The 24,750-nt window shown below is 58.7% G+C and carries 21 protein-coding genes; 15 read left to right on the top strand and 6 right to left on the bottom strand.

What is annotated here, in order from left to right; genetic code table 11:
- Nucleotides 1–173: 173 nt before the first annotated feature.
- The 3 genes from JJD74_RS00375 to rloA are packed head-to-tail and all read right to left on the bottom strand — an operon-like array spanning nt 174 to nt 3,237.
- Nucleotides 174–1,160, bottom strand: coding sequence for an alpha-L-glutamate ligase-like protein (locus tag JJD74_RS00375; RefSeq protein ID WP_042558485.1), 987 nt, complete (start codon nt 1,158–1,160; stop codon nt 174–176).
- Nucleotides 1,160–2,695 (bottom strand): osmotic stress tolerance membrane protein RloB, encoded by a 1,536-nt coding sequence (gene rloB, locus JJD74_RS00370; RefSeq protein WP_042558486.1) that lies wholly within the window; start codon nt 2,693–2,695, stop codon nt 1,160–1,162. Before rloB ends, JJD74_RS00375 begins: the two co-directional genes overlap by 1 nt.
- Before the next feature lie 5 nt (nt 2,696–2,700).
- Nucleotides 2,701–3,237, bottom strand: coding sequence for a retropepsin-like aspartic peptidase RloA (gene rloA / locus JJD74_RS00365; protein WP_016983749.1), 537 nt, complete (start codon nt 3,235–3,237; stop codon nt 2,701–2,703).
- A gap of 291 nt (nt 3,238–3,528) precedes the next feature.
- On the opposite strand from rloA, the gene JJD74_RS00360 reads away from it, so the two are divergent.
- From JJD74_RS00360 to prpD, 6 genes are all read left to right on the top strand, one after another.
- Entirely contained in the window at nt 3,529–4,251 is a 723-nt protein-coding gene (locus JJD74_RS00360; RefSeq protein WP_181818557.1) for a GntR family transcriptional regulator, read from the top strand.
- Nucleotides 4,248–5,141: a methylisocitrate lyase gene (prpB, locus tag JJD74_RS00355; RefSeq protein WP_115148452.1), complete on the top strand. Its 894-nt coding sequence runs from the start codon at nt 4,248–4,250 to the stop codon at nt 5,139–5,141. Before JJD74_RS00360 ends, prpB begins: the two co-directional genes overlap by 4 nt.
- Nucleotides 5,142–5,286: 145 nt before the next feature.
- A complete protein-coding gene (gene prpC, locus JJD74_RS00350) occupies nt 5,287–6,414 on the top strand; it encodes a bifunctional 2-methylcitrate synthase/citrate synthase (protein ID WP_047300390.1) in 1,128 nt (375 codons plus the stop codon).
- A gap of 195 nt (nt 6,415–6,609) precedes the next feature.
- A complete protein-coding gene (acnD, locus tag JJD74_RS00345; protein WP_042558490.1) occupies nt 6,610–9,204 on the top strand; it encodes a Fe/S-dependent 2-methylisocitrate dehydratase AcnD in 2,595 nt (864 codons plus the stop codon).
- A gap of 54 nt (nt 9,205–9,258) precedes the next feature.
- A complete protein-coding gene (gene prpF, locus JJD74_RS00340) occupies nt 9,259–10,461 on the top strand; it encodes a 2-methylaconitate cis-trans isomerase PrpF (protein ID WP_200610586.1) in 1,203 nt (400 codons plus the stop codon).
- Nucleotides 10,462–10,580: 119 nt separating this feature from the next.
- Nucleotides 10,581–12,065, top strand: a complete 1,485-nt coding sequence (prpD, locus tag JJD74_RS00335) for a 2-methylcitrate dehydratase (RefSeq protein WP_200610583.1) — start codon at nt 10,581–10,583, stop codon at nt 12,063–12,065.
- 33 nt (nt 12,066–12,098) lie between these two features.
- Here the strand turns inward: prpD and JJD74_RS00330 are convergent, their stop codons facing one another.
- Nucleotides 12,099–13,037: a DMT family transporter gene (locus JJD74_RS00330; protein ID WP_200610574.1), complete on the bottom strand. Its 939-nt coding sequence runs from the start codon at nt 13,035–13,037 to the stop codon at nt 12,099–12,101.
- A gap of 90 nt (nt 13,038–13,127) precedes the next feature.
- Here JJD74_RS00330 and JJD74_RS00325 point away from each other — a divergent pair, with 90 nt between their 5' ends.
- The gene (locus tag JJD74_RS00325; protein ID WP_200610572.1) at nt 13,128–14,537 is read left to right on the top strand and encodes an aminotransferase-like domain-containing protein; all 1,410 of its coding nucleotides are present in this window, start codon (nt 13,128–13,130) and stop codon (nt 14,535–14,537) included.
- A 121-nt stretch (nt 14,538–14,658) separates the two neighbouring features.
- Here JJD74_RS00325 and ppsR read toward each other — a convergent pair whose 3' ends face one another.
- Nucleotides 14,659–15,477, bottom strand: a complete 819-nt coding sequence (gene ppsR / locus JJD74_RS00320; RefSeq protein ID WP_042558495.1) for a posphoenolpyruvate synthetase regulatory kinase/phosphorylase PpsR — start codon at nt 15,475–15,477, stop codon at nt 14,659–14,661.
- A gap of 174 nt (nt 15,478–15,651) precedes the next feature.
- On the opposite strand from ppsR, the gene ppsA reads away from it, so the two are divergent.
- The 8 genes from ppsA to JJD74_RS00280 all read left to right on the top strand — a co-directional run bounded on the left by ppsA (nt 15,652) and on the right by JJD74_RS00280 (nt 23,904).
- Nucleotides 15,652–18,027, top strand: a complete 2,376-nt coding sequence (ppsA, locus tag JJD74_RS00315; protein WP_042558496.1) for a phosphoenolpyruvate synthase — start codon at nt 15,652–15,654, stop codon at nt 18,025–18,027.
- Nucleotides 18,028–18,215: 188 nt separating this feature from the next.
- Nucleotides 18,216–19,205, top strand: coding sequence for an alpha/beta fold hydrolase (locus JJD74_RS00310; protein WP_200610569.1), 990 nt, complete (start codon nt 18,216–18,218; stop codon nt 19,203–19,205).
- Nucleotides 19,206–19,433: 228 nt separating this feature from the next.
- Nucleotides 19,434–19,925 carry a ribonuclease E activity regulator RraA gene (rraA, locus tag JJD74_RS00305; RefSeq protein WP_015096067.1) on the top strand — a complete coding sequence of 164 codons (492 nt, stop codon included), beginning with the start codon at nt 19,434–19,436 and terminating at the stop codon, nt 19,923–19,925.
- Nucleotides 19,926–19,946: 21 nt separating this feature from the next.
- Nucleotides 19,947–20,942: a zinc transporter ZntB gene (locus JJD74_RS00300; protein WP_115147632.1), complete on the top strand. Its 996-nt coding sequence runs from the start codon at nt 19,947–19,949 to the stop codon at nt 20,940–20,942.
- A 63-nt stretch (nt 20,943–21,005) separates the two neighbouring features.
- Entirely contained in the window at nt 21,006–21,254 is a 249-nt protein-coding gene (locus tag JJD74_RS00295; RefSeq protein WP_008076827.1) for a hypothetical protein, read from the top strand.
- 2 nt (nt 21,255–21,256) lie between these two features.
- Nucleotides 21,257–22,081, top strand: a complete 825-nt coding sequence (locus JJD74_RS00290) for a mechanosensitive ion channel family protein (protein WP_008048604.1) — start codon at nt 21,257–21,259, stop codon at nt 22,079–22,081.
- Between the two features lie 90 nt (nt 22,082–22,171).
- On the top strand, nt 22,172–22,762 hold the full coding sequence (sigX, locus tag JJD74_RS00285; RefSeq protein ID WP_200610566.1) for an RNA polymerase sigma factor SigX: 591 nt from the start codon (nt 22,172–22,174) through the stop codon (nt 22,760–22,762).
- Nucleotides 22,763–22,869: 107 nt separating this feature from the next.
- A complete protein-coding gene (locus JJD74_RS00280; protein ID WP_042558500.1) occupies nt 22,870–23,904 on the top strand; it encodes an OmpA family protein in 1,035 nt (344 codons plus the stop codon).
- 74 nt (nt 23,905–23,978) lie between these two features.
- Here the strand turns inward: JJD74_RS00280 and cobA are convergent, their stop codons facing one another.
- A complete protein-coding gene (cobA, locus tag JJD74_RS00275; RefSeq protein WP_200610563.1) occupies nt 23,979–24,746 on the bottom strand; it encodes a uroporphyrinogen-III C-methyltransferase in 768 nt (255 codons plus the stop codon).
- Nucleotides 24,747–24,750: the final 4 nt, after the last annotated feature.

Raw genomic sequence — 24,750 nt, 5'->3', positions numbered from 1 at the left:
CAGTTCAAAGTCAAAAGCCTACCCCCTCACCCCTCCAAGGGGGCGAGGGGGAAAGGGAGTAGATCTTCAAACTTTTCAAGGCCTGAGTTCGACTCGATAGATCAGATCGATGTACTTCGAACATCCACCTCGGTCAGTCCCTTCTCCCTCTGGGAGAGGGGCTCTTAAGCGGCTCAGCCCTCTACCGCAGGAATATGCCCGAACATTTCCTGAGTAAAAGCCACCCGCTCTTCAACCGATTCAGTCACGCCACGTGCCTTGAGCTCCTCCAGTCGCGCTTCCACCGCATGGGTACGCAACGTCAGACCGCAATCATTGGCGATCTGGATATTCAGCCCCGGCCGCGCATTCAGCTCAAGAATCAGCGGGCCCTTTTCCTGATCCAGCACCATGTCCACGCCGATGTAACCCAGACCACACAGCTCATAACAACCGGCAGCGAGTTTCATGAAACCGTCCCAGTAGGGCAGTTGCACGCCATCCACTGCGTTGGTGGTGTCCGGGTGTTTGGTGATGATGTTGTTCAGCCAGGTGCCGCGCAGGGTCAGGCCTGTGGCCAGATCAACGCCGACGCCAATGGCGCCCTGGTGCAGGTTGGCCTTGCCGCCGGATTGACGGGTCGGCAGGCGCAACATCGCCATTACCGGATACCCCATCAACACAATGATGCGGATGTCCGGCACGCCTTCATAACTGATGCTTTTGAAGATCTGGTCCGGGGTCACGCGGTATTCGATCAGCGCGCGATCACGGTGGCCGCCCAGGGAATACAGGCCAGTGAGGATGCTCGAGATGTGATGCTCAAGCTCTTCGTGGGCAATGATCTTGCCCGAGACCGTGCGATAACGACCCTCGAAGCGGTCGGCTACCACGATGATGCCGTCACCGCCGGCGCCTTGGGCCGGTTTGATCACGAAGTCGCTATGTCCGCCGATGATCTCGCCGAGCTTGTCGATTTCCTTCTCGGTGGAAATCACGCCATACAACTCCGGCACGTGAATGCCGGCCTTGATTGCGCGTTCCTTGGTGATGATCTTGTCATCGACGATCGGGTACAGACTGCGCTTGTTGTACTTGAGCACGTAATCGGCGTTACGCCGATTGATGCCCATGATGCCCCGGGCTTCCAGGGCCTTCCAGGTCTTCCAGAAACCGAACATCAGCTGTCAGCCTTCTTCAGGAACGCCTTGAAACGCACCAGTTCGGTCAGGCGGTAACCGCGATAACGACCCATCGCCAGCATGAAGCCCACTAGAATCAGCAGGATCGCCGGGAAGGTGAACACGAAGTAGATCAGCTCGGGCACGGTCATGATCAGGTGCGCCAGGGACGCTGCGAACAAGGTGCCGATCGCGACTTTCATCGCATGGCTGGCACCGCGTTCTTCCCAGGTGATCGACAGGCGTTCGATGGTCATGGTCAGAATCACCATCGGGAACAGCGCCACCGACAGACCCCGCTCCAGACCCAGTTTATGGCTGAACAGGCTGATCGCCGCGATCAACACCACGACAAACGTCAGCACCACCGACAGTCGCGGCAGCATTTGCAGCTTCAGGTGTTCCAGATACGAGCGTAACGACAGGCCCAGCGCGGTAATCACGGTAAACAGCAGGATGCCGAAGCCCAATTGCGTTTCACGGAAGGCGAGGGCGATCAGCACCGGGGTAAACGTGCCGAGGGTCTGCAAGCCGATCAGGTTGCGCAGAATCAGGATCACCAGCACGCCGATCGGGATCATTACCATGATCATGAACGTCTGCTGGGTTTGCAGCGGCAGGCCGTAGAGCGAGTATTCGAGGAAGTTGGCGTCAGTGTTTTCGTCGGTCAGCTTGGCCAGACGAATCGCGTTCATCTCGCTGTTGTTCAGGCTGAAGGTCACGTTGGCTTTCTTGCCGCCGTCGACGGTGATCAGGTTTTCATCGCCGGTCCACCACAGCAGGCGGTCGGTCGGCAGGCCCTGTTCGCCGGTTTCCGGATTGAAGTACAGCCAGTCGGTGCCGTTGAAGCTGCGCAGCCACAGTTCAGGCGTTTGCGGCTGATCGGCGACGAGGCGGATGGTGTGGACTTTTTCCACCGGGACGTGGGCGATGGAAAGCAGCAGTTCGACGATTTTGGCTTTGTGCGGCGTCGATGGATCGCCAGCCAGCAGCAGTTTCACGTTGTCGTCGTTAACGTTATTGACGCGCTTGATCGCTTCGCCGATGAAGGTTTCAACGTCGGCCGAGTGCTGGCGAATCGGTGCTAGCAGCGATTCGGCGGCGATTTTTTCCGGACCTTCGATGACCATGCTGTCGCGGAAGGTCGGGCCTTTGGTCTTGGTTTTTTCTGCGGTGTAGCGCTTGGTCAGCACCAGACGGTAATAAAGGGTCTGATTGCCCTTGGCGCGTCGTGCCGACCAGGTCACTTTGCGGTTGCCATCGACGCGGTTCACCGACACGCCGTAGTTATTGGAGATGAAGCTCTCGTTGAGGCTGACGTAATCGCGGCTCAGCGGCGGCACGAACATCTGGATCTTCACCGGGTCTTTGGTGCTGGCGACGAACTCGACTTTGGCGTCGATGTTCCACAAGTCGTCGGTGGCGTCTTCGGTCACCGGGATGCCGAGTACGAAAATCTGATAGGCCGTAACCGAAACGCCCAGGAGCACCAGAATGGTGATCAGGATTTTCAGGTGGAAGGTTAGAGAACGCATGGAAATTACTCGGCGGTATGAGCGGCGATGGTGCAAGCGGGTTTGCCTGCAGCGTATTTAAGACTGGGATCGACCAGTGCGTCGAAACGTTTCAGCGCTTCGGAACCGATCAAAAGCGGATATTGGAACGCACTTCGGTCGGTCAGGTTCACTTCGATGCTGCGCATTGCCGAACCCATGCAGATATCCAGCTCGATCACCGGGCGTGCGGTGTACTTTTTGCCTTCTTCCGGATCGTAGTCGCCGGCCCGGCGCTTGATCTTGCTGACTCGGGCCAGCGGGCGCTCGATAGGATGCGAATGCGCGGCGTCGATCGCCAGGTAGAAACGTACCCAGGACTCACCATTGCGCTTGAAGCGTTTGATGTCGCGGGCACTCAGCGAGGCGGTTTTTGCGCCGGTGTCGAGTTTGGCCGCGACTTCCAGATTGATGCCGTCAAGCGAAGCATATTCGTTGAGGCCGTACACAGTTTTTTCCCCCGCGGCGGCAAGGCCGGGCAGGCAAAACAGGGCGAAGAATGTGGGAAAAGGCTTGAGTCTCATAAATCCTGGTGCGCAGCGTTCCGTTTTCGGTTCAGGTGCCTGGCAGAACTTGCGCAGGTCCCTTCGTGTGCCTTTCAGCTTTTTATGACAAGCCGTACAAATGGCCAGCAAATGCGGGCGGCATTCTAGCACGGTGGTTTTATGGCGCCAGCGCCCGAGAGGGCCTATAACCCTTGGGCCTCTTGAGGGGTGTTATTAGACGATTGTCGACAATGTCTATTTTTCCTTTGACTGATGCGGCCGGATTGGCTAGTTTTTGCCGCATTGGATTTAAAGGTGTCGACAATCATGCTGGATCAACTCGATCCCCCGGTCATCAGCGGCGACGATTCCGAGACGCTCTCGGAAAACGTCTTTCGACGCATTCAGGCGGCTATCGTCAGAGGCGAGATTGCTCCGGGTAGCAAGATCTCCGAGCCTGAGCTGGCACGCACCTATGGCATCAGCCGTGGGCCGCTGCGTGAGGCGATCCACCGTCTTGAAGGTCAGCGCCTGCTGGTGCGTGTGCCGCACGTCGGCGCGCGAGTGGTATCGCTGAGCCATGCCGAATTGCTGGAACTCTACGAAATCCGTGAATCCCTCGAAGGCATGGCGTGCCGTCTGGCGGCTGAACGCATGAGCGTCGAAGAAATCGATGAGCTGCGTCGGGTGCTGGAAACCCACGAGCGCGACGCAGCGTTTCAGGCCGGGGTCGGCTACTACCAGCAGGAAGGCGATTTCGACTTCCACTACCGCATCATCCAGGGCAGCGGCAACCGCACGCTGACGCAGATGCTCTGCGGTGAGCTCTATCAACTGGTGCGCATGTACCGCATCCAGTTTTCGACCACGCCGAACCGCCCGCGCCAGGCCTTCGCCGAACACCACAGGATTCTCGATGCCATCGCCGACCGTGACGGCGAACTCGCGGAATTGTTGATGCGCCGTCACATCGGCGCCTCGAAACGCAACATCGCCCGTCATTACCAGGACGGCGCCCACAATAAGACAGCCACTGAACGAGGTGAGTCATGAGTTCCAACCCGAACACTCCAGGCCAGCGTTTCCGCGATGCGGTCGCCAGCGAGCACCCTTTGCAGGTGGTCGGTGCGATCAACGCCAACCACGCGCTGCTGGCCAAACGTGCCGGTTTCAAGGCGATCTACCTGTCCGGTGGCGGGGTGGCCGCAGGGTCCCTCGGCGTGCCGGATCTGGGCATCACCGGTCTGGATGACGTGCTCACCGACGTACGGCGCATCACCGATGTCTGCGATCTGCCGCTGCTGGTGGATGTCGACACCGGTTTCGGTTCTTCGGCCTTCAACGTGGCGCGCACCGTCAAATCGATGATCAAGTTCGGCGCGGCGGCGATTCATATCGAAGACCAGGTCGGCGCCAAGCGCTGTGGCCATCGTCCGAATAAAGAGATCGTCAGCCAGCAGGAAATGGTCGACCGCATCAAGGCTGCCGTCGATGCCCGTACCGACGACAGCTTCGTGATCATGGCGCGTACCGATGCGCTGGCCGTTGAAGGTCTGGAGTCTGCTCTGGATCGCGCCGCGGCGTGCATCGAGGCTGGCGCCGACATGATTTTCCCGGAAGCCATCACAGAACTTGAGATGTACAAGCTGTTCGCCAGCCGCGTGAAAGCGCCGATTCTGGCCAACATCACCGAGTTCGGCGCGACGCCGCTGTACACCACAGAACAACTGGCCGGCGCCGATGTATCGCTGGTGCTTTACCCGCTGTCGGCGTTCCGCGCGATGAACAAGGCTGCGGAAAATGTCTACACCGCGATCCGCCGCGACGGCACGCAGCAGAATGTCATCGACACCATGCAGACTCGCATGGAGCTTTACGATCGCATCGATTACCACACGTTCGAGCAGAAGCTCGATGCGTTGTTTGCACAAAAGAAAGGCTGATTCAAATCCTGTGGGAGCGAGCCTGCTCGCGAAGGATGCCAACGATAACGCGGTGTCCCTGATGGACCGAGGTGTTGCGACTACCTTCGCGAGCAGGCTCGCTCCCACAAGTTTCCCTACAAATTCAAGAAGATTGGAGACAGCAATGGCCGAAGCAAAAGTACTCAGTGGCGCCGGGCTCCGGGGCCAGGTTGCCGGGCAAACCGCACTGTCCACCGTAGGCCAGGCCGGTGCCGGGCTGACCTATCGCGGCTACGACGTGCGCGAACTGGCAGCCGATGCGCAATTTGAAGAAGTGGCGTACCTGCTGCTGTATGGCGAACTGCCGACCCAGGCCGAACTCGACGCTTATCAAGGCAAACTGAGCAAGCTGCGCGACCTGCCGCAAGCGCTGAAAGAAGTGCTCGAACGCATCCCCGCCGACGCCCACCCGATGGATGTGATGCGCACCGGTTGCTCGTTCCTTGGCAACATCGAACCGGAGAAAGACTTCTCCGAACAGCGCGACAAGACTGACCGTCTGCTGGCCGCGTTCCCGGCGATCATGTGCTACTGGTATCGCTTCAGCCACGATGGCAAACGCATCAACTGCGTGACCGATGAACAATCCATCGGTGGCCACTTCCTGCACTTGCTGCACGACAAGAAGCCGAGCGAACTGCACGTCAAAGTGATGAACGTGTCGCTGATTCTCTACGCCGAACACGAATTCAACGCCTCGACCTTCACCGCTCGTGTTTGCGCTTCGACCCTGTCCGATCTGTATTCCTGCGTCACTGCGGCCATCGGTTCGTTGCGCGGCCCGCTGCACGGCGGCGCCAACGAAGCGGCGATGGAAATGATCGAGCGCTTTTCGTCGCCCGAAGACGCGATCAAAGGCACCCTCGGCATGCTCGAGCGCAAAGACAAGATCATGGGTTTCGGTCACGCGATCTATAAGGACAGCGACCCGCGCAACGAAGTGATCAAGGGCTGGGCGAAAAAGCTCTCTGATGAAGTCGGCGACAAGGTGCTGTTCGCGGTTTCCGAGGCCATCGACAAGACCATGTGGGAGCAGAAGAAGCTGTTTCCGAACGCCGACTTCTACCATGCCTCGGCGTACCACTTCATGGGCATCCCGACCAAACTGTTCACACCGATCTTCGTCTGCTCGCGCCTGACCGGCTGGGCGGCGCACGTGTTCGAACAACGCGCCAACAACCGCATCATCCGCCCAAGCGCCGAATACGTCGGCGTAGACCAGCGCAAGTTCGTGCCAATCGAACGTCGCTGAATGGTGGTGCCCGGGCCCGAGAACACCGCTAGACCCTGTGGGAGCGAGCCTGCTCGCGAAGACGGACTGACATCCAATATTGATGTCGACGGATCTACCGCTTTCGCGAGCAGGCTCGCTCCCACAGTGGACGGTGTGCAACTCAGGTCCGTGCTGGCCACCCCTTGAAACTCCCGTGACCCGAGTCCTGACCCGATGAACACAGAATTTCGCAAGAACCTGCCCGGAACACCGCTGGACTATTTCGACGTCCGCGCGGCTGTCGATGCGATCCAGCCCGGCGCTTACGACACCCTGCCGTACACCTCGCGCGTGCTGGCGGAAAACCTTGTGCGTCGCTGCGACCCGGCCACGCTGACCGAATCCCTGAAGCAATTCATCGAGCGCAAGCGCGACCTCGATTTCCCGTGGTTCCCGGCGCGCGTTGTCTGCCATGACATTCTCGGTCAGACCGCACTGGTCGACCTCGCCGGTCTGCGTGACGCGATTGCCTTGCAGGGCGGCGATCCGGCGCAAGTCAATCCGGTGGTGCCGACGCAACTGATTGTCGACCACTCGCTGGCGGTAGAGGCGGGGGGCTTTGATGCGCAGGCGTTCGAGAAGAATCGCGCTATCGAAGATCGTCGCAATGAAGACCGTTTTCACTTCATCAACTGGACCAAAAAAGCCTTCAAGAATGTTGATGTGATCCCGCCGGGCAACGGCATCATGCACCAGATCAACCTGGAGAAAATGTCTCCGGTGATCCAGGTGCGTGACGGCGTGGCGTTCCCCGACACTTGCGTCGGCACCGACAGCCACACCCCGCACGTCGATGCGCTGGGCGTGATCGCCATCGGCGTCGGCGGCCTTGAAGCCGAGAGTGTGATGCTTGGCCGCGCCTCGTGGATGCGCCTGCCGGAAAGCGTCGGCGTCGAACTGACCGGCAAGCTGCAACCGGGCATCACCGCCACCGACATGGTGCTGGCGCTGACCGAGTACCTGCGCAAGCAGAAAGTCGTCGGTGCATGGCTGGAGTTCTTCGGTGAAGGCGCTGCCGCGCTGACCCTCGGCGACCGCGCAACCATCTCCAACATGGCGCCGGAATACGGCGCCACCGCGGCGATGTTCTACATCGACCAGCAGACCATCGATTACCTCAAGCTCACCGGTCGTGAAGATCAGCAAGTGCAGCTTGTCGAGCATTACGCCAAGACCACCGGTCTGTGGGCCGACAGCCTCAAAGGCGCGCAATACGAGCGCGGTCTGACCTTCGACTTGTCGTCGGTGGTGCGCAACATGGCCGGCCCGAGCAACCCGCACGCGCGCGTTGCGACCTCGGATCTGGCGGCCAAAGGCATCTCCGGTCAGTGGGATGACGTGCCGGGGCAAATGCCCGATGGTGCGGTGATCATCGCGGCCATCACCAGTTGCACCAACACCAGCAATCCGCGCAACGTGATTGCCGCTGGCCTGATCGCGCGCAACGCCAACCGACTCGGATTGACGCGCAAACCGTGGGTGAAATCCTCGCTGGCGCCAGGTTCGAAAACCGTGGCGCTGTACCTCGACGAAGCGGGGCTGACCACTGAACTGGAACAACTCGGTTTCGGCGTCGTGGCGTTTGCCTGCACCACGTGCAACGGCATGTCCGGCGCACTGGATCCGGTGATCCAGCAGGAAATCATCGACCGCGATCTGTATGCGACTGCCGTGCTCTCGGGCAACCGCAACTTCGACGGCCGCATCCACCCGTACGCCAAGCAGGCCTTCCTCGCTTCGCCGCCGCTGGTGGTTGCTTACGCGATTGCCGGGACCATCCGTTTCGACATTGAGAAAGATGTCTTGGGCGTGGTCGACGGCAAGGAAATTCGCCTCAAAGACATCTGGCCGAGCGACGAAGAAATCGACGCCGTGGTGAAGTCTTCGGTCAAACCCGAGCAGTTCCGTCAGGTCTACATCCCGATGTTCGCCATCCATGAAGACACCGGCCCGAAAGTCACGCCGCTGTACGACTGGCGCGAGATGAGCACCTACATTCGCCGTCCGCCGTACTGGGAAGGCGCACTGGCCGGCGCGCGTCCGCTCAAGGGCATGCGCCCACTGGCGGTGCTGCCGGACAACATCACCACCGATCACCTGTCGCCGTCGAACGCGATCATGCTCGACAGCGCCGCTGGTGAATACCTGGCGAAAATGGGCCTTCCGGAAGAGGACTTCAACTCCTACGCAACCCACCGTGGCGACCACTTGACCGCCCAGCGCGCGACGTTTGCCAACCCGAAACTGTTCAATGAAATGGTCGTGGAAAACGGCAAGGTCAAGCAGGGTTCGCTGGCCCGTGTCGAGCCGGAAGGCAAAGTGATGCGCATGTGGGAAGCCATCGAAACCTACATGGAGCGCAAGCAGCCGCTGATCATTATTGCCGGCGCCGATTACGGTCAAGGCTCGTCCCGCGACTGGGCGGCCAAAGGCGTGCGTCTGGCGGGTGTCGAAGCAATTGCTGCGCAAGGGTTTGAGCGTATCCATCGCACCAACCTGGTGGGCATGGGCGTGTTGCCGCTGGAGTTCAAGGCGGGCACCGACCGTCACACCCTGGCCATCGACGGCAGCGAAACCTACGACGTGATTGGCGAGCGCAAGCCGCGCGCTGACCTGACGCTGGTGATTCATCGCAAGAATGGCGAGCGCGTCGACGTGCCGGTGACGTGCCGCCTCGATACCGCTGAAGAAGTGTCGATCTACGAGGCCGGCGGCGTGTTGCAGCGCTTCGCTCAGGACTTCCTCGAAGAGTCGGCGGCTGCCGTTTAAATCATCGGATGTGGGCATGGGACTTCAAGTCCCATGCCTTCGTTAAGGAGCACCATGGCTCACGCAACTCATTTCGCAGCGCAAATCAAAATTCCCGCCACCTACATGCGCGGCGGCACCAGCAAAGGCGTGTTCTTCAGCCTGAAAGATTTGCCCGAAGCGGCGCAGGTTCCAGGTCCCGCACGCGACGCCTTGCTGCTGCGCGTGATCGGCAGCCCCGACCCGTACGACAAGCAAATCGACGGCATGGGCGGCGCCACTTCAAGCACCAGCAAAACCGTGATCCTGTCGAAAAGCAGCCAGGCTGATCACGATGTCGACTACCTGTTCGGCCAGGTCTCCATCGACAAGCCGTTTGTGGACTGGAGCGGCAACTGCGGCAACCTGTCGGCGGCGGTCGGTTCGTTTGCGATCAGCAATGGCCTGGTCGATGCCAGCCGCATTCCGCACGACGGTGTCGCTGTGGTGCGCGTGTGGCAGGCGAATATCGGCAAAACCATCATCGCCCACGTGCCGATTACCAACGGTGAAGTGCAGGAAACCGGGGATTTTGAACTCGACGGCGTGACCTTTCCGGCGGCCGAAGTGCAGGTGGAGTTCATGGATCCTGCGGCAGAAGAAGAGGGCGGTGGTGGCTCGATGTTTCCTACCGGCAACCTGATCGATGAGCTGGAGGTGCCGGGTGTTGGCAGCTTCAAGGCGACCATGATCAATGCGGGTATTCCGACGATTTTCGTCAACGCCGAAGACATCGGTTACAGCGGCACCGAACTGCAAAGTGCGATCAACAGCGACCCGAAAGCCTTGCAGATGTTCGAGACCGTCCGCGCTTATGGCGCTTTGCGCATGGGCCTGATCTCGAATCTCGATGAAGCGGCCAAGCGCCAACACACACCAAAAGTCGCGTTCGTCGCCAGGCCTGCGGATTACGTGGCGTCCAGCGGTAAAGCGATTGCTGCCGGTGATGTTGATTTGCTGGTGCGTGCATTGTCGATGGGCAAGCTGCACCACGCGATGATGGGCACGGCTGCGGTCGCCATCGGCACTGCGGCGGCAATTCCCGGGACACTGGTGAACCTGGCGGCGGGTGGTGTGGAACGCAACGCCGTGCGTTTCGGTCATCCTTCCGGCACATTGCGTGTGGGCGCCGAGGCGAGCCTGGAAAACGGTGAGTGGGTGGTGAAAAAAGCCATCATGAGCCGCAGTGCCCGTGTCCTGATGGAGGGCTACGTGCGCGTCCCTGGTGATTCTTTCTAAACGACAACTTCCCCTGTAGGAGCCTTCGGCAGCTCCTACATGGGGTCGCATTTCAATTCTAAAAGTCCATTGCCTGAACCGAGGTCCCATCAACGAACCACTTAAAGAGTGAATCGAACATGAGCGCCAACGTCGACCTGAACAACCGCCCCGACTACGACCGTGTCCTGCAGGACATCGCCGACTACGTCCTGACCTTCAAAGTTGAATCCACCGAAGCCCTGAACACCGCCCGCCACTGCCTGATGGACACGCTGGGTTGCGGTATGCTGGCGCTGCGTTTTCCCGAATGCACCAAGCACCTTGGCCCCATCGTCGAAGGCACCGTCGTGCCGTTTGGCGCTCGAGTGCCGGGCACCCCTTATCGCCTTGATCCGGTGAAAGCGGCGTGGGATATCGGCTGCATCGTGCGCTGGCTCGACTACAACGACACTTGGCTCGCCGCCGAGTGGGGCCATCCGTCGGACAACCTCGGCGCAATTCTCGCGGTGGCCGATCACCTCTCGCAGAAGCGCTCGGCCAACGCTGAAGCAGCGCTGACGATTCGTGATGTGCTGGAAGCGATGATCATGGCTCACGAGATTCAGGGCGTCATTGCTCTGGAAAACTCCTTCAACCGCGTAGGACTTGATCACGTCATTCTGGTGAAAGTCGCCTCGACCGCCGTGACCGCCAAACTGATGGGCGCCAATCGCGAGCAGATGTTGTCGGCGCTGTCCCATGCATTCGCCGACGGTCAGGCTCTGCGCACCTACCGTCATGCACCGAATGCTGGCTCGCGAAAATCCTGGGCAGCGGGGGATGCGTCCAGCCGTGGCGTGCGTCTGGCCGATATCGCCATGCGTGGCGAAATGGGCATTCCCGGTGTGTTGAGTGCCAAACAGTGGGGCTTTTACGACGTACTCTTCAGCCACACCAACAGCGACCTGGCGTTGAAGCCGGAAGACAAACGCGCCTTCGCTTTCTCACGGCCGTTCGGCAGTTATGTGATGGAAAACGTCCTGTTCAAGATCAGCTTTCCCGCCGAGTTCCACGCGCAAACTGCGTGCGAGGCAGCGGTGACGTTGCATCCGCAAGTGCGCAATCGACTGCACGAAATCGAGCGAATCGTCATCACCACGCACGAATCGGCGATCCGCATCATTTCCAAGGTCGGGCCGCTGGCCAACGCTGCCGACCGCGATCACTGCATTCAGTACATGACCGCCGTGCCGCTGGCCTTCGGCAACCTGATCGCCGAGCAGTACGAGGACGATTTCCACAAAGCACATCCGATAATTGATGTGCTGCGCGAGAAAATGCACATCGTCGAAGAGCCGCGCTTCACCCGCGAGTACCTTGAGGCCGACAAGCGCTCGATTGCCAACGCCGTGCAGGTTTTTTTCAAGGACGGCACCAGCACCGACAACGTCGTGGTGGAATACCCGATCGGCCATCGCCGCCGCCGGGCGCAGGGCATTCCTTTGCTGGAAGACAAGTTCAAGGCCAACCTGGCAACGCGCTTCACCGGTCAACGCAGCGCCGAGATCCTGGCGCTGTGCAAAGATCAGTCGCGGCTGGAAGCGACGCCAGTCCACCGCTTCGTCGACCTGTTCGTGATCTGACGAAAGCGCTGTAGGAGCAGCCTGCGGCAGCTCCTACACGGAGGATTTGCGCCATTTTTCGATGGGCAGTTTGGTGATCGCAAAACCGCTCAACAAAATCGCCGAATAGATCATCAGTTCCCGGGACAGGGTTTGCCCTTCGTACCAGGCGCCGATGATCACGGCGAACACCGGGAAAATGATAAACACGAACGACAGAATGATCGGGCTCAGGCGTTTAAGCAGCAAAAAATAAACGATGAATCCACCCACCGACGCCACCAGCCCGAGATAGAGCAGGGCAGCCCATGAGCGCGCGGTCACGTCCTGGAAGCTCGGCGCTTCGAAGCTCAATCCGACAATAAATAACATCAGCCCGGCGATGCCGATCGGCAGCGTGTTGTAGGTGATCACACTGATGGCGCTGCCGTGTTTTTTCGTCACTACGTAGCACAACGCATGCATGACGGCTGCGCAGAGAATCGCCAGCACACCGAGCCATTCCGCCTGATCAAGGTGCAAGCCCTGGCTGCGAATGATCATGAACAAACTGGCGAAGCCGATGGCGATGCCGAGCATTTGTGATGGATAGATTTTCTCGCGCAGAAACAGTGCGCTGAACATCAGGATAAACACCGGCATGCAGCTGAACAGCAGCGCCGTCAGGCCAGACGACACGTGCATCTCGCCATAGTTGAGCAGGTAATACGGCAGGCTGAAATACGACAGCGTGACGAACACAAAAAACCAGCGACTTTGTCGTGGGAATAGCAGGGGTTCCCTGCGCAACACCGCGAAGCTGAGGAACAGCGGGAAGGCAATCAGAAAGCGCAGGCCGGCAGCGGTCAGTGGCGGCACGCTTTCCACGGCAATCTTGATCCCCAGCCATGTGGTGCCCCAACTCAGACAAACGATGAGAAACAGGGTGCTGGTGATCAATCCGGCAAGCCAGGGTTTGCTGATGGTTATCGGTGAGCTGACGACGGTCGACATGTTGGGTGCTCCGAGCGGGGAATTGACCTCGTCACTGAAAAGGTCTATTCCTGATTGAACCTGTTTTTTAATACGCTATTTGGGGCGAGAATGACTGTCAAAGTAAGTATTGCCATGGTGTCAATCCTTCGCGACGGCCTCGCCAATGGCGTCGGCGTCAAGTACAAACGCCTGGCCGATGCGGTCGAAAAGGCCATTGGCGAGGGCGTTATCGAGGCAGGTCGCAAGCTGCCACCGCACAGGCTGTTGGCCGATAGTCTTGGCGTCACCATTGGCACCATCAGTCGTGCTTACGGCGAGTTGGAGCGGGTCGGATTAGTTGTGGCCCGCGTAGGAGACGGCACCTATGTGCGTCAGCGCGGGATGGAACGGCCGCAGGACAAAGGCTTTCGCAATGTCAGCGACGAGCCGCCAGCGTGTTTCGACATGAGCCGCAACCAGCCGATCCCCGGCCAGGAAGCAGCGTTCACGCGCGAGTGTCTTGTCGAGCTGGCCAATGATCCGGGCCTGTTACAGCAATTGACCGGGTATACCGCCGAAAGCGGATTGGCCAGGCACCGGGTGGCGGGGGCGGTCTGGTTGCGCCACGGGGATTTCGTGCCGCACGCCGATCAGGTGCTGTGCGTCAACGGTGGTCAGCACGGTTTGCTGTGCGCCTTGATGGCTTTGCTCAAGGCCGGCGACACGGTCGTGACCGAGCATTTGTCCTACCCCGGATTGATCAGCGTCGCACGTCAACTCGGGATAAAACTCATCGGCGCCGCGATGGATGACGAAGGACTGTTGCCCTCGGCGCTGGAGGACATTTGCCGTCAGCATCGGGTAGCGGCGGTGTATTGCACACCAACGATCCAGAATCCTACAGCCGCCGTGATGTCGATCCCGCGGCGCGAGGCGATTGCCGAGGTGTGCCGCCAGCATAATCTGCTGATTATCGAAGACGAAGCCCATGCTGTGCTCGACCACCAGCGCCCGCTGCCATTGAGTTATTTCGCCCCCGAGCGTGCGGTGCTGATCGGCAGTCTCAGCAAGGCCGTTTCGGCGGGTTTGCGGGTCGGTTATCTGCATGCGCCGCAGGCGCTGATCGGGCGTATCAGTTCAGCCATTCGTGCGACGTGCTGGATGGCCAATCCGCTGTCGATGGAGGTGGCGAGCCTGTGGATCGAAAACGGCATGGCCGAGCGTTTGCTGGATGAGCAGATCACGGAGATTGGCCGCCGCAAGGCGTTGGTTGCGGGTGTACTGGACGGCTTGAGCTACAAGACGCACACCTACAGTCCGCACTTTTGGGTAGAGGTGCCTGAGTTGTGGCGAGCGTCGCAGATTGCTGCGGAGTTGAAAGAAAACAACTATCTGGTGGCGACCGCCGAGGCGTTCGCGGTAGGGCATGCGGCGGTGCCGCAGTTTATTCGGGTGAGTGTGTGTAACTCGGTGGGAAATGACGGGTTGTTGCTTGGCGGTTTCGAAGCTTTGGCCTTGGCATTAACAGACATCGTGTAATCGTTCATCGCGGGCAAGCCCGCTCCCACAGGTTTCTCTGGTGTTTGCAAAATTCACATTCACAACAAATCCCTGTGGGAGCTGGCTTGCCAGCGATGGCGTCAGATCAGACACCGCAAAACTACTTGAACCGCCGCTCGACGCCTTTCTCCACCAGAATCTTCGCCGAGATCTCTTCCACCGAAAAATGTGTGGAGTTGATGTTCGGAATGTTTTCGCGGCGGAACAGGTTTTCCACTTCGCGCACTTCGAATTCGCACTGGGCATAGCTCGAATAGCGGCTGTTGGGTTTGCGCTCGTTGCGGATCGCGGTGAGGCGATCCGGGTCGATGGTCAGGCCGAACAGCTTGTGCTGATGAGCGCGCAGGGCGGGCGGCAGTTGCAGGCGCTCCATGTCGTCTTCGGTCAGCGGGTAGTTGGCCGCGCGGATACCAAATTGCATGGCCATGTACAGACACGTCGGCGTCTTACCACATCGCGACACGCCCACTAGAATCAGATCGGCCTTGTCGTAATAGTGCGTGCGGGCGCCGTCATCGTTGTCGAGGGCGAAGTTCACCGCCTCGATCCGCTCCATGTAATTGGAGTTGTGCCCGATCGAATGCGACTTGCCCACGGTGTAGGAAGAATGCTCGGTCAGTTCCTGCTCAAGCGGGGCGAGGAAGGTCGAGAAAATGTCGATCATGAAACCATTGGAGGTTGCGAGAATCTCACGAATGTCCTGATTGACGATGGTGTCGAAGATGATCGGGCGAAAGCCGTCGGTTTCGGCGGCTTTATTGATTTGTTGTACCATGGCCCGCGCTTTATCCACGCTGTCGATGTACGGTCGCGTGAATTTGCTGAAGGTAATGTTTTCGAACTGCGCCAGGAGGCTTTGACCCAGGGTTTCGGCAGTAATGCCGGTGCCATCGGAGATAAAGAAAGCAGATCGTTTCATTTGCACCTTGGGCCTTAAGCTAATAACGAATCTTGGATATGATAGGCGCGATTTGCCGGCCGCCATTGGCCTGCATTCTCACTTATTTTCCAGGTCCAGGCCATACAACCGGCCAACGCTCCCCCGAGCAGCCGGTTTCTGAGCTTTTCCAACACAGTTAGTGGAGAGATCACCTTGGTAGAGTACGTAGTTTCCCTCGATAAGCTCGGCAAACACGATGTTGAGCATGTGGGGGGCAAGAACGCATCCCTGGGCGAGATGATCAGCAACCTGGCGGGTGCCGGTGTGTCGGTCCCCGGCGGCTTCGCCACCACCGCTCAGGCCTATCGCGACTTCCTCGAACTGAGTGGCCTCAACGACCAGATCCACCAGGCCCTCGACGCGCTCGACGTTGATGACGTCAACGCACTGGCCAGGACCGGCGCGCAGATTCGTCAATGGATCATGGACGCCGAATTCCCGGAAAAACTCAACGCCGAGATCCGCACCGCGTTCGCCACGCTGTCGGCCGGCAACCCTGACATGGCCGTGGCCGTGCGTTCTTCAGCCACTGCCGAAGACTTGCCTGACGCATCCTTCGCCGGTCAGCAGGAAACCTTCCTGAACATCCGTGGCGTGGAGAACGTTATCCGCGCTGCCAAGGAGGTTTTCGCCTCTTTGTTCAACGACCGTGCGATTTCCTACCGCGTGCATCAGGGCTTCGACCACAAACTGGTCGCCCTGTCTGCCGGCGTGCAGCGCATGGTGCGCTCGGAAACCGGCACCGCCGGTGTGATGTTCACCCTCGACACCGAGTCCGGTTTCCGTGACGTGGTGTTTATCACCGGCGCTTACGGTCTGGGCGAAACCGTCGTTCAAGGCGCGGTGAACCCGGACGAATTCTATGTCCACAAGGGCACGCTGGAGGCCGGTCGTCCGGCGATCCTGCGTCGCAACCTGGGCAGCAAAGCCATCAAGATGATCTACGGCGAAGTCGCCACGGCCGGCAAGTCGGTCAAGACCATCGACGTCGACAAGGCTGATCGCGCGCGCTTCTGCCTGTCCGACGCCGAAGTCAGCGAGCTGGCCAAGCAAGCGATGATCATCGAGAAGCACTACCAGTGCCCGATGGACATCGAGTGGGCCAAGGACGGTGACGACGGCAAGCTGTACATCGTGCAGGCGCGTCCGGAAACCGTGAAAAGCCGCACCCAGGCCAACGTCATGGAACGTTACCTGTTGAAAGAAACCGGCACCGTGCTGGTTGAAGGTCGCGCCATCGGCCAGCGTATTGGTGCCGGTAAAGTGCGGATCATCAAGGACGTGTCCGAGATGGACAAGGTCCAGCCGGGCGACGTACTGGTTTCCGACATGACCGACCCGGACTGGGAACCGGTAATGAAGCGCGCCAGCGCCATCGTGACCAACCGGGGCGGGCGTACCTGCCACGCGGCGATCATCGCCCGTGAGCTGGGCATTCCAGCCGTTGTCGGTTGCGGCAACGCCACCCAGTTGCTTAAGGATGGCCAGGGCGTGACCGTGTCCTGCGCTGAAGGCGACACCGGTTACATCTTCGAAGGTGAGCTGGGCTTCGACATCAAGAAGAACTCCGTGGACGCCATGCCTGATCTGCCGTTCAAGATCATGATGAACGTCGGCAACCCGGACCGCGCCTTCGACTTCGCGCAACTGCCGAACGCCGGTGTGGGCCTGGCCCGTCTGGAATTCATCATCAACCGCATGATCGGCGTGCACCCTAAAGCACTGCTGAACTACGATGGCCTGCCACAGGAAATCAAGGACAGCGTCGACAAGCGTATTGCCGGCTACGACGATCCGGTTGGCTTCTATGTCGACAAACTGGTCGAAGGCATCAGCACCCTGGCAGCAGCGTTCACTCCGAAGAAGGTCATCGTGCGTCTGTCGGACTTCAAGTCCAACGAATACGCCAACCTGATCGGCGGCAAGCTGTACGAGCCTGAAGAAGAAAACCCGATGCTGGGCTTCCGTGGCGCTTCGCGTTACATCAGCGAATCGTTCCGCGATTGCTTCGAACTCGAATGCCGCGCGCTGAAACGCGTGCGCAACGAGATGGGCCTGACCAACGTCGAAATCATGGTGCCGTTCGTGCGTACCCTCGGCGAAGCCAGTCAGGTTGTTGATCTGCTCGCAGAGAACGGCCTGAAGCGTGGCGAGAACGGTCTGCGCGTGATCATGATGTGCGAATTGCCATCCAACGCGATTCTGGCTGAAGAGTTCCTCGAATTCTTCGACGGTTTCTCGATCGGTTCCAACGACCTGACTCAGCTGACGCTGGGCCTGGACCGTGACTCCGGGATCATCGCGCACCTGTTCGACGAGCGTAATCCGGCCGTCAAGAAGCTGCTGTCGAACGCGATTCAGGCGTGCAATAAGGCTGGCAAGTACATCGGTATCTGCGGTCAGGGCCCTTCCGATCACCCGGATCTGGCTCGTTGGCTGATGGAGCAGGGCATCGAAAGCGTGTCGCTGAACCCGGACACCGTGCTGGAAACCTGGTTCTTCCTCGCGGAAGGCCAAGCGCAGGCTTAACCAATATGTGAACGGTCCGCGTCCCCTGTGGGAGCGAGCCTGCTCGCGAAATCGGATTAACATTCGATATGAATGTTGGCAGATACACCGCTTTCGCGAGCAGGCTCGCTCCCACACGACTCGGTTCTTTAGGTGATTCAAACAGGGCGAGCGCCTCCGGATGCCGCCCTTTTTTGTGCAAGAGCATTATGCAAAGCAGCAGCAACCTATTTCCTGTCGCCCTGATCAGCGCCGAGCGGCGCGGCGATCTGAGCGAAGACGTTTATCGTCTCAAACCCGGCAACAGCCCGGACTGGTCCGTAGAAATCGCCGTCACCCGTTTGGGTATGGCCGATGAACCGGCGGTGCGCGGTGTGCCGGTCATCCTGTTGCACGGCAGTTTTTCCAACCGACGCTTCTGGTTCTCGCCCAAAGGTCTGGGGCTCGGCGCTTATCTGGCGCGGTTGGGCTTCGACGTGTGGATTCCGGAGATGCGCGGTCACGGTTTATCGCAGCGCAACGAGGAATACCGCAGGAACCGTGTCGCCGACTACGCCAGGTACGATTTGCCGGCAATCGCCGCATTCGTGCGTGAGCAGAGCGGGCAGGTGCCGCACTGGATCGGCCATTCGCTGGGCGGCATTACCCTGGCGGCGGCACTCGGGGGCGAGTATCTGGGCGAACCCGCCGTGGCGTCGGCAGCGTTTTTTGGCACTCAGGTCAGCCGTACTTACTGGCCGCTGAAGATTCCGCCGGTTGAATGGAGCGGTCGCTTCATTCTCAAGCGTTTCGCGCAGTTGTCGGGCTCACGTCTCAAACGCGGACCGGAAGACGAGCCCATCGGCCTGGCCATCGAGAGCATGCGCTGGTACGGCCTGTTCGGCCGATTTGGTGACAAAGACAAAGATTGGTGGGCCGGTCTGGCTGATGTTCAGGTGCCATTGCTGGCGGTGAGTGCGGCCGGGGATCATCAGGATCCTGAGTGGGCTTGTCGCAAACTGTTCGAGCAGATTGGCTCTGAGCACAAGCAGTTCATCAATCTGGGGCGCGAGCAGGGCTTCAACGAGAATTTCGGCCATGTCGAAATGCTGGTAAGCAAGGCTGCACAGGCACAAGTATGGCCACTGGTGGCGCGCTGGTTGAACGATCAGCAGACCCCGTTGTTGGGCGAGAAGCCGGATCTCGCGGCTGCAGTCTGAGTCGCGAGGCGCTGAAGAGGCCATTTCGTTCGGGGCGGCTTGCGGCTAAGATATGACGCATTGTGCGGTTCTGGTCATATTTGGTGGCTGATTTGCTATTAAGTATTCAGCGTTTGTTCAGGTTCGCTCAGCGAGCATTGTATGAACTAAGGTAAACAGCGACTGCCGGAACTCGTCTCACAAGAGTGCGTCATCCTTGATCGTCTTCCTTTTTACAGGAGTTTTTCGATGAACCATTACCTCACGCCTGACCTGTGCGATGCCTATCCGGAACTGGTCCAGGTGCTGGAACCGATGTTCAGCAATTTCGGCGGACGTGATTCGTTCGGCGGCGAAATCGTGACCATCAAATGTTTCGAAGACAACTCGCTGGTCAAGGAGCAAGCTGAACTCAAGGGCAACGGCAAGGTACTCGTGGTCGACGGTGGCGGATCGCTGCGCCGTGCGCTGCTCGGAGACATGATCGCCGAGAAAGCCGCGAAAAACGGCTGGGAAGGGATGGTCATCTACGGTTGCATTCGTGACGTCGATGTCATCGCCCAGACCGATCTTGGCGTCCAGGCACTGGCCAGCCATCCGATGAAAACCGACAAGCGCGGCATCGGCGATCTCAACGTCGCGGTGACTTTCGCCGGAGTGACGTTCCACCCGGGCCACTACATTTATGCGGACAACAACGGCGTAATCATCTCGCCGAGTCCGCTGAAGATGCCTGAATAAGCTTTTGACAAAGGGATGAGGATGTTCGAGGAAGAAAACGCGCAATGGGGGCTGGTGCATGCCCTGGTGCTGGACGGTAGAGGCGGTGCGCGTTCGATAGCCCGGACTGAGCTCGACGATTTGCAGCTACAGGCTCATGAAAGTCTGTGGCTGCACTGGGATCGCAGTCATCCGCAAACGCAGACCTGGCTGCGCAAATCCAGTGGCCTGAACGAATTCTCCTGCGACTTGCTGCTGGAAGAGAACACTCGACCGCGCCTGCTGCCGTTGCCGGATTCCGAGTTGCTGCTGTTTTTGCGCGGCGTCAACCTCAATCCGGGGGCCGAACCGGAAGACATGGTTTCGGTGCGGATTTTCGCTTCCGCCCAGCGCGTTATTTCCCTGCGTTTGCGCCCGTTGCGCGCCACGGATGAGCTGCTGACGATTCTGGCGGAGGGCAAAGGCCCGAAAACGTCCTCTGAGCTGATCCTTTATCTGGCGCAATTCCTCACTAATAAAGTGCAGGATCTGGTCACTTGCCTCTCGGAAATCGCCGATGAGGAAGAAGAAAAGATGGATGCCGACGAACGGTATACCCCAGAGCACGGATCGATTTTGCACATCCGTCGAAGGGCGGCCGGACTGAAGCGGTTTCTCGCTCCACAGCGGGATATTTTCGGCCAGATGACGCGGATAAAACTGCCGTGGTTTGTCGATGATGATGCCGATTACTGGAACGAGTTGAACAACAGCCTGACCCGCTATCTGGAAGAACTCGAATTGACCCGAGAGCGCGTGGGGCTTGTCCTGGAGGCGGAAGACCGACGTTTGAGCGTGCGCATGAATCGCACGATGTACCGCTTCGGGATCATCACCTGCATCTTTTTGCCGATGAGTTTTATCACGGGGCTGTTGGGTATAAATGTTGGCGGAATTCCGTTCGCGAGCAGCCCTTATGGTTTCCTGATCGCCTGCTTGACGGTGCTCGCCATGGCCTTCGGCCAATGGTGGTTATTCCGTCGTTTGCGCTGGGTTTGAACATGGCGCATGTGACCCGACCAAATTTGCCCGCGTCTTTCACAGACATCACGAGAGGTGCGTATGCACGATCCGTTTGAACAGTCTTTGCGCGACATGCTCAACGCCTCGCCGTCCAGCCGTGACGACGATGCGTGTCTGGGCCGCGTACTCAAAACCGCCAACCGCCAGGTCGGCGCCGGCGATCTGTTCAGCCTGCTGGGCCGCTGGCTGCCCGCGCTGATGATCGCCCTGAATAACGGATCGGCCCATGTCTCGCCGGTTTCCCGTCTTCGTAAACCTACCGCTCGCACTGCTGATAAGGCTGATTGAATATGGAACTTGATCTCTGGACTCAGAGCCTCGTCACTGCAATGACTGCGTTGTGGACCAAAGTCGCCAACTTCATCCCGAACCTGTTCGGCGCACTGGTGGTGCTGCTGTTGGGTTTCGTCGTGGCCAAGCTGCTCGATACCTTGCTGTCCAAACTGCTCGCTAAATTGGGCCTCGATCGCCTGATGGGCGGCACCGGACTGACTAAATTGCTGTCGCGCGCCGGGCTTCAGGTTCCGATCTCGACACTGATCGGCAAGATCGTTTACTGGTTCGTTCTGCTTATTTTTCTGGTTTCTGCAGCAGAATCCCTTGGCCTTGAGAGAGTTTCAGCTACGCTCGATATGCTGGCGCTGTATTTGCCAAAAGTATTTGGCGCAGCCCTGGTGTTGCTGGTGGGTGTTTTGCTCGCGCAACTGGCCAATGGGCTGGTGCGTGGGGCGGCAGAAGGCGTAGGCCTGGACTACGCTTCGGGGCTGGGGCGAATCGCTCAGGGGCTGGTGATCATCATCAGCATCTCGGTCGCGATCAGTCAGCTTGAGGTCAAGACCGACCTGCTGAACCATGTGATTGTCATCGTTTTGATTACCGTTGGTCTGGCGGTTGCGCTGGCCATGGGGTTGGGAAGCCGGGAAATTGCCGGTCAGATTCTTGCGGGAATCTATGTGCGTGAGTTGTACCAGGTTGGGCAACAAGTGCGTGTTGGCGAGGTCGAAGGCCAGATCGAAGAGATCGGCACGGTTAAAACCACATTGCTGACCGATGAGGGTGAGCTAGTCTCTCTTTCCAATCGGATCCTGCTGGAACAGCATGTGAGTAGCCGCTAATCCGGCAAACCCTGCTAATGTATGCCGCCGCGAAATGCCAGCTGAAGCTGGTTGCGGCGGACATTGACCTGACTGTCGGCACGACTTGTTTTGAATAAAGCCCAAACGCTATCTACGCGCTACGACCCCCGCGAGCTCTCTGATGAGGAGTTGGTCGCGCGCGCGCATACCGAGCTGTTTCACGTGACGCGCGCCTATGAAGAACTGATGCGGCGTTACCAGCGAACATTATTTAACGTCTGCGCGAGATATCTTGGGAACGATCGCGATGCAGACGATGTCTGTCAGGAAGTGATGTTGAAGGTGTTGTATGGCTTGAAGAATTTCGAGGGGAAATCGAAGTTCAAAACCTGGCTGTACAGCATCACTTACAACGAATGCATCACGCAGTATCGGAAGGAACGGCGAAAGCGTCGCTTGATGGACGCATTGAGTCTTGACCCCCTTGAGGAAGCGTCCGAAGAAAAGGCGCCAAAACCCGAGGACAAGGGCGGGCTTGATCGCTGGCTGGTGTATGTGAACCCGATTGACCGCGAAATTCTGGTGCTACGATTTGTCGCAGAGCTGGAGTTTCAGGAGATCGCAGACATCATGCACATGGGTTTGAGTGCTACAAAAATGCGGTACAAACGCGCTCTAGATAAATTGCGTGAGAAATTTGCAGGCATTGCTGAAACTTAGTTCAGCGCAAATATCTCTTACGTGTAGGCAAGTTCTGATAGACTTGCCGCCGAGTTGTCCCCCGGTTTGCGGGACTGCTTCACAATCACCAGATGGGGATTTAACGGATGAAACTGAAAAACACCTTGGGCTTGGCCATTGGTTCTCTTATTGCTGCCACTTCGTTCGGCGCTCTGGCACAAGGCCAAGGCGCAGTTGAAATCGAAGGCTTCGCTAAGAAAGAACAATTCGACAGCGCTCGTAACTTCAAGAACAACGGCAACCTGTTCGGCGGCTCGATCGGTTACTTCCTGACCGACGACGTTGAACTGCGTCTGGGCTACGACGAAGTGCACAACGTACGTGCCGACGACGGCAAGAACGTAAAAGGCGCTAACACCGCTCTGGACGCTCTGTACCACTTCAACAACCCGGGCGACATGCTGCGTCCGTACGTTTCGGCCGGTTTCTCTGACCAGAGCATCGACCAGAACGGTTCGAACGGTCGTAACCGTTCCACCTTCGCCAACGTTGGCGGCGGTGCCAAGCTGTACTTCACTGACAACTTCTACGCCCGTGCTGGCGTTGAAGCTCAGTACAACATCGACCAAGGCGACACCGAGTGGGCTCCAAGCGTCGGTATCGGTGTGAACTTCGGTGGCGGCTCCAAGCCAGCTGCTGCTCCAGTTCCAGCACCAGCTGAAGTCTGCTCCGACAGCGACAACGATGGCGTTTGCGACAACGTTGACAAGTGCCCAGACACCCCAGCCAACGTAACTGTTGACGCTGATGGCTGCCCGGCAGTTGCTGAAGTTGTTCGTGTTGAGCTGGACGTTAAATTTGACTTCGACAAATCTGTTGTTAAAACCAACAGCTACGGCGATATCAAAAACCTGGCTGACTTCATGAAGCAGTACCCATCCACCACCACTACTGTTGAAGGTCACACTGACTCCGTCGGTCCTGACGCTTACAACCAGAAACTGTCCGAGCGTCGTGCAAACGCCGTTAAGCAAGTTCTGACCAACCAGTACGGTGTTGAATCGTCCCGCGTTCAGTCTGTTGGCTACGGCGAATCCCGCCCAGTTGCTGACAACAAAACTGAAGCTGGCCGCGCTGTAAACCGTCGCGTAGAAGCGCAGGTTGAAGCTCAAGCTAAGTAATTAGCTGCCGCTCCGAGAAAAGCCCGGCTTAGGCCGGGCTTTTCTTTGTCTGCGATTTGGTAAAGCGCCTGCACTTACAAGGCGCAAGCACTCCCAATGTAGGAGCTGCCGCAGGCTGCGATCTGTTGATCTTGCGCAACAGCAGCAACAGCACCAATCACCAGGATGGCCGGACTTTTCAGCTCAAACGCAGAGGCATCCAACTCCATCGCCATCAGATCACTGCGGCACTCGCGCTGATGTGGCAATGAGGCGTTTTCGATCATCGCTACCGGCGTATCCTTCGCCATTCCCCCCGCCAACAATTGCTCACGAATCTCGCCAAGCTTGGCCACACCCATGTAGATCACCAGCGTCGTCCCGCCTTGCGCCAGTGCCTGCCAATTCAATTGGCTGTCATCCTGCGTATGCGCAGTCACCAGCGTCACGCCACGCGCGACACCGCGCAGGGTCAGGGGGATATCGCACTGCGTCGCACCGGCCAGCCCGGCAGTGATGCCGTTGACCAACTCGACCTCGACGCCACGCTCGCGTAACCACTGAGCCTCTTCACCGCCACGACCGAAGATGCACGGATCGCCGCCCTTGAGCCGCACCACACATTTGCCGTGACGGGCGTAGCGCAGCATCAGACGATGGATGAAGGCCTGCGGCGTCGAGCGGCAGCCACCGCGCTTGCCCACCGCAATGATTCGCGCGGCGGGGCAGTGTTCCAGCACGGCGTCGTTGACCAGGTCATCGATCATCACCACATCGGCTTCACGCAAGGCGCGCACGGCTTTGAGGGTCAACAGTTCCGGATCACCAGGGCCAGCGCCCACCAACCAGACTTTCGCATTCATGGTG

Origin of the sequence: Pseudomonas sp. MF6776, from assembly GCF_016613125.1 — a bacterium.
GTDB classification, from domain to species: domain Bacteria; phylum Pseudomonadota; class Gammaproteobacteria; order Pseudomonadales; family Pseudomonadaceae; genus Aquipseudomonas; species Aquipseudomonas iridis.
Note: the sequence above shows the minus strand (reverse complement) of the source record. Positions and strands in the feature narration are given on the sequence as shown.

Bases quoted from the DNA above. Each gene is read 5' to 3' on its own strand.
- JJD74_RS00375 (WP_042558485.1), bottom strand. From the start codon at position 1,160: ATGTTCGGTTTCTGGAAGACCTGGAAGGCCCTGGAAGCCCGGGGCATC.
- rloB (WP_042558486.1), bottom strand. From the start codon at position 2,695: ATGCGTTCTCTAACCTTCCACCTGAAAATCCTGATCACCATTCTGGTG.
- rloA (WP_016983749.1), bottom strand. From the start codon at position 3,237: ATGAGACTCAAGCCTTTTCCCACATTCTTCGCCCTGTTTTGCCTGCCC.
- prpB (WP_115148452.1), top strand. From the start codon at position 4,248: ATGAGTTCCAACCCGAACACTCCAGGCCAGCGTTTCCGCGATGCGGTC.
- prpC (WP_047300390.1), top strand. From the start codon at position 5,287: ATGGCCGAAGCAAAAGTACTCAGTGGCGCCGGGCTCCGGGGCCAGGTT.
- acnD (WP_042558490.1), top strand. From the start codon at position 6,610: ATGAACACAGAATTTCGCAAGAACCTGCCCGGAACACCGCTGGACTAT.
- prpF (WP_200610586.1), top strand. From the start codon at position 9,259: ATGGCTCACGCAACTCATTTCGCAGCGCAAATCAAAATTCCCGCCACC.
- prpD (WP_200610583.1), top strand. From the start codon at position 10,581: ATGAGCGCCAACGTCGACCTGAACAACCGCCCCGACTACGACCGTGTC.
- JJD74_RS00330 (WP_200610574.1), bottom strand. From the start codon at position 13,037: ATGTCGACCGTCGTCAGCTCACCGATAACCATCAGCAAACCCTGGCTT.
- JJD74_RS00325 (WP_200610572.1), top strand. From the start codon at position 13,128: ATGACTGTCAAAGTAAGTATTGCCATGGTGTCAATCCTTCGCGACGGC.
- ppsR (WP_042558495.1), bottom strand. From the start codon at position 15,477: ATGAAACGATCTGCTTTCTTTATCTCCGATGGCACCGGCATTACTGCC.
- JJD74_RS00310 (WP_200610569.1), top strand. From the start codon at position 18,216: ATGCAAAGCAGCAGCAACCTATTTCCTGTCGCCCTGATCAGCGCCGAG.
- rraA (WP_015096067.1), top strand. From the start codon at position 19,434: ATGAACCATTACCTCACGCCTGACCTGTGCGATGCCTATCCGGAACTG.
- JJD74_RS00300 (WP_115147632.1), top strand. From the start codon at position 19,947: ATGTTCGAGGAAGAAAACGCGCAATGGGGGCTGGTGCATGCCCTGGTG.
- JJD74_RS00295 (WP_008076827.1), top strand. From the start codon at position 21,006: ATGCACGATCCGTTTGAACAGTCTTTGCGCGACATGCTCAACGCCTCG.
- JJD74_RS00290 (WP_008048604.1), top strand. From the start codon at position 21,257: ATGGAACTTGATCTCTGGACTCAGAGCCTCGTCACTGCAATGACTGCG.
- JJD74_RS00280 (WP_042558500.1), top strand. From the start codon at position 22,870: ATGAAACTGAAAAACACCTTGGGCTTGGCCATTGGTTCTCTTATTGCT.
- cobA (WP_200610563.1), bottom strand. From the start codon at position 24,746: ATGAATGCGAAAGTCTGGTTGGTGGGCGCTGGCCCTGGTGATCCGGAA.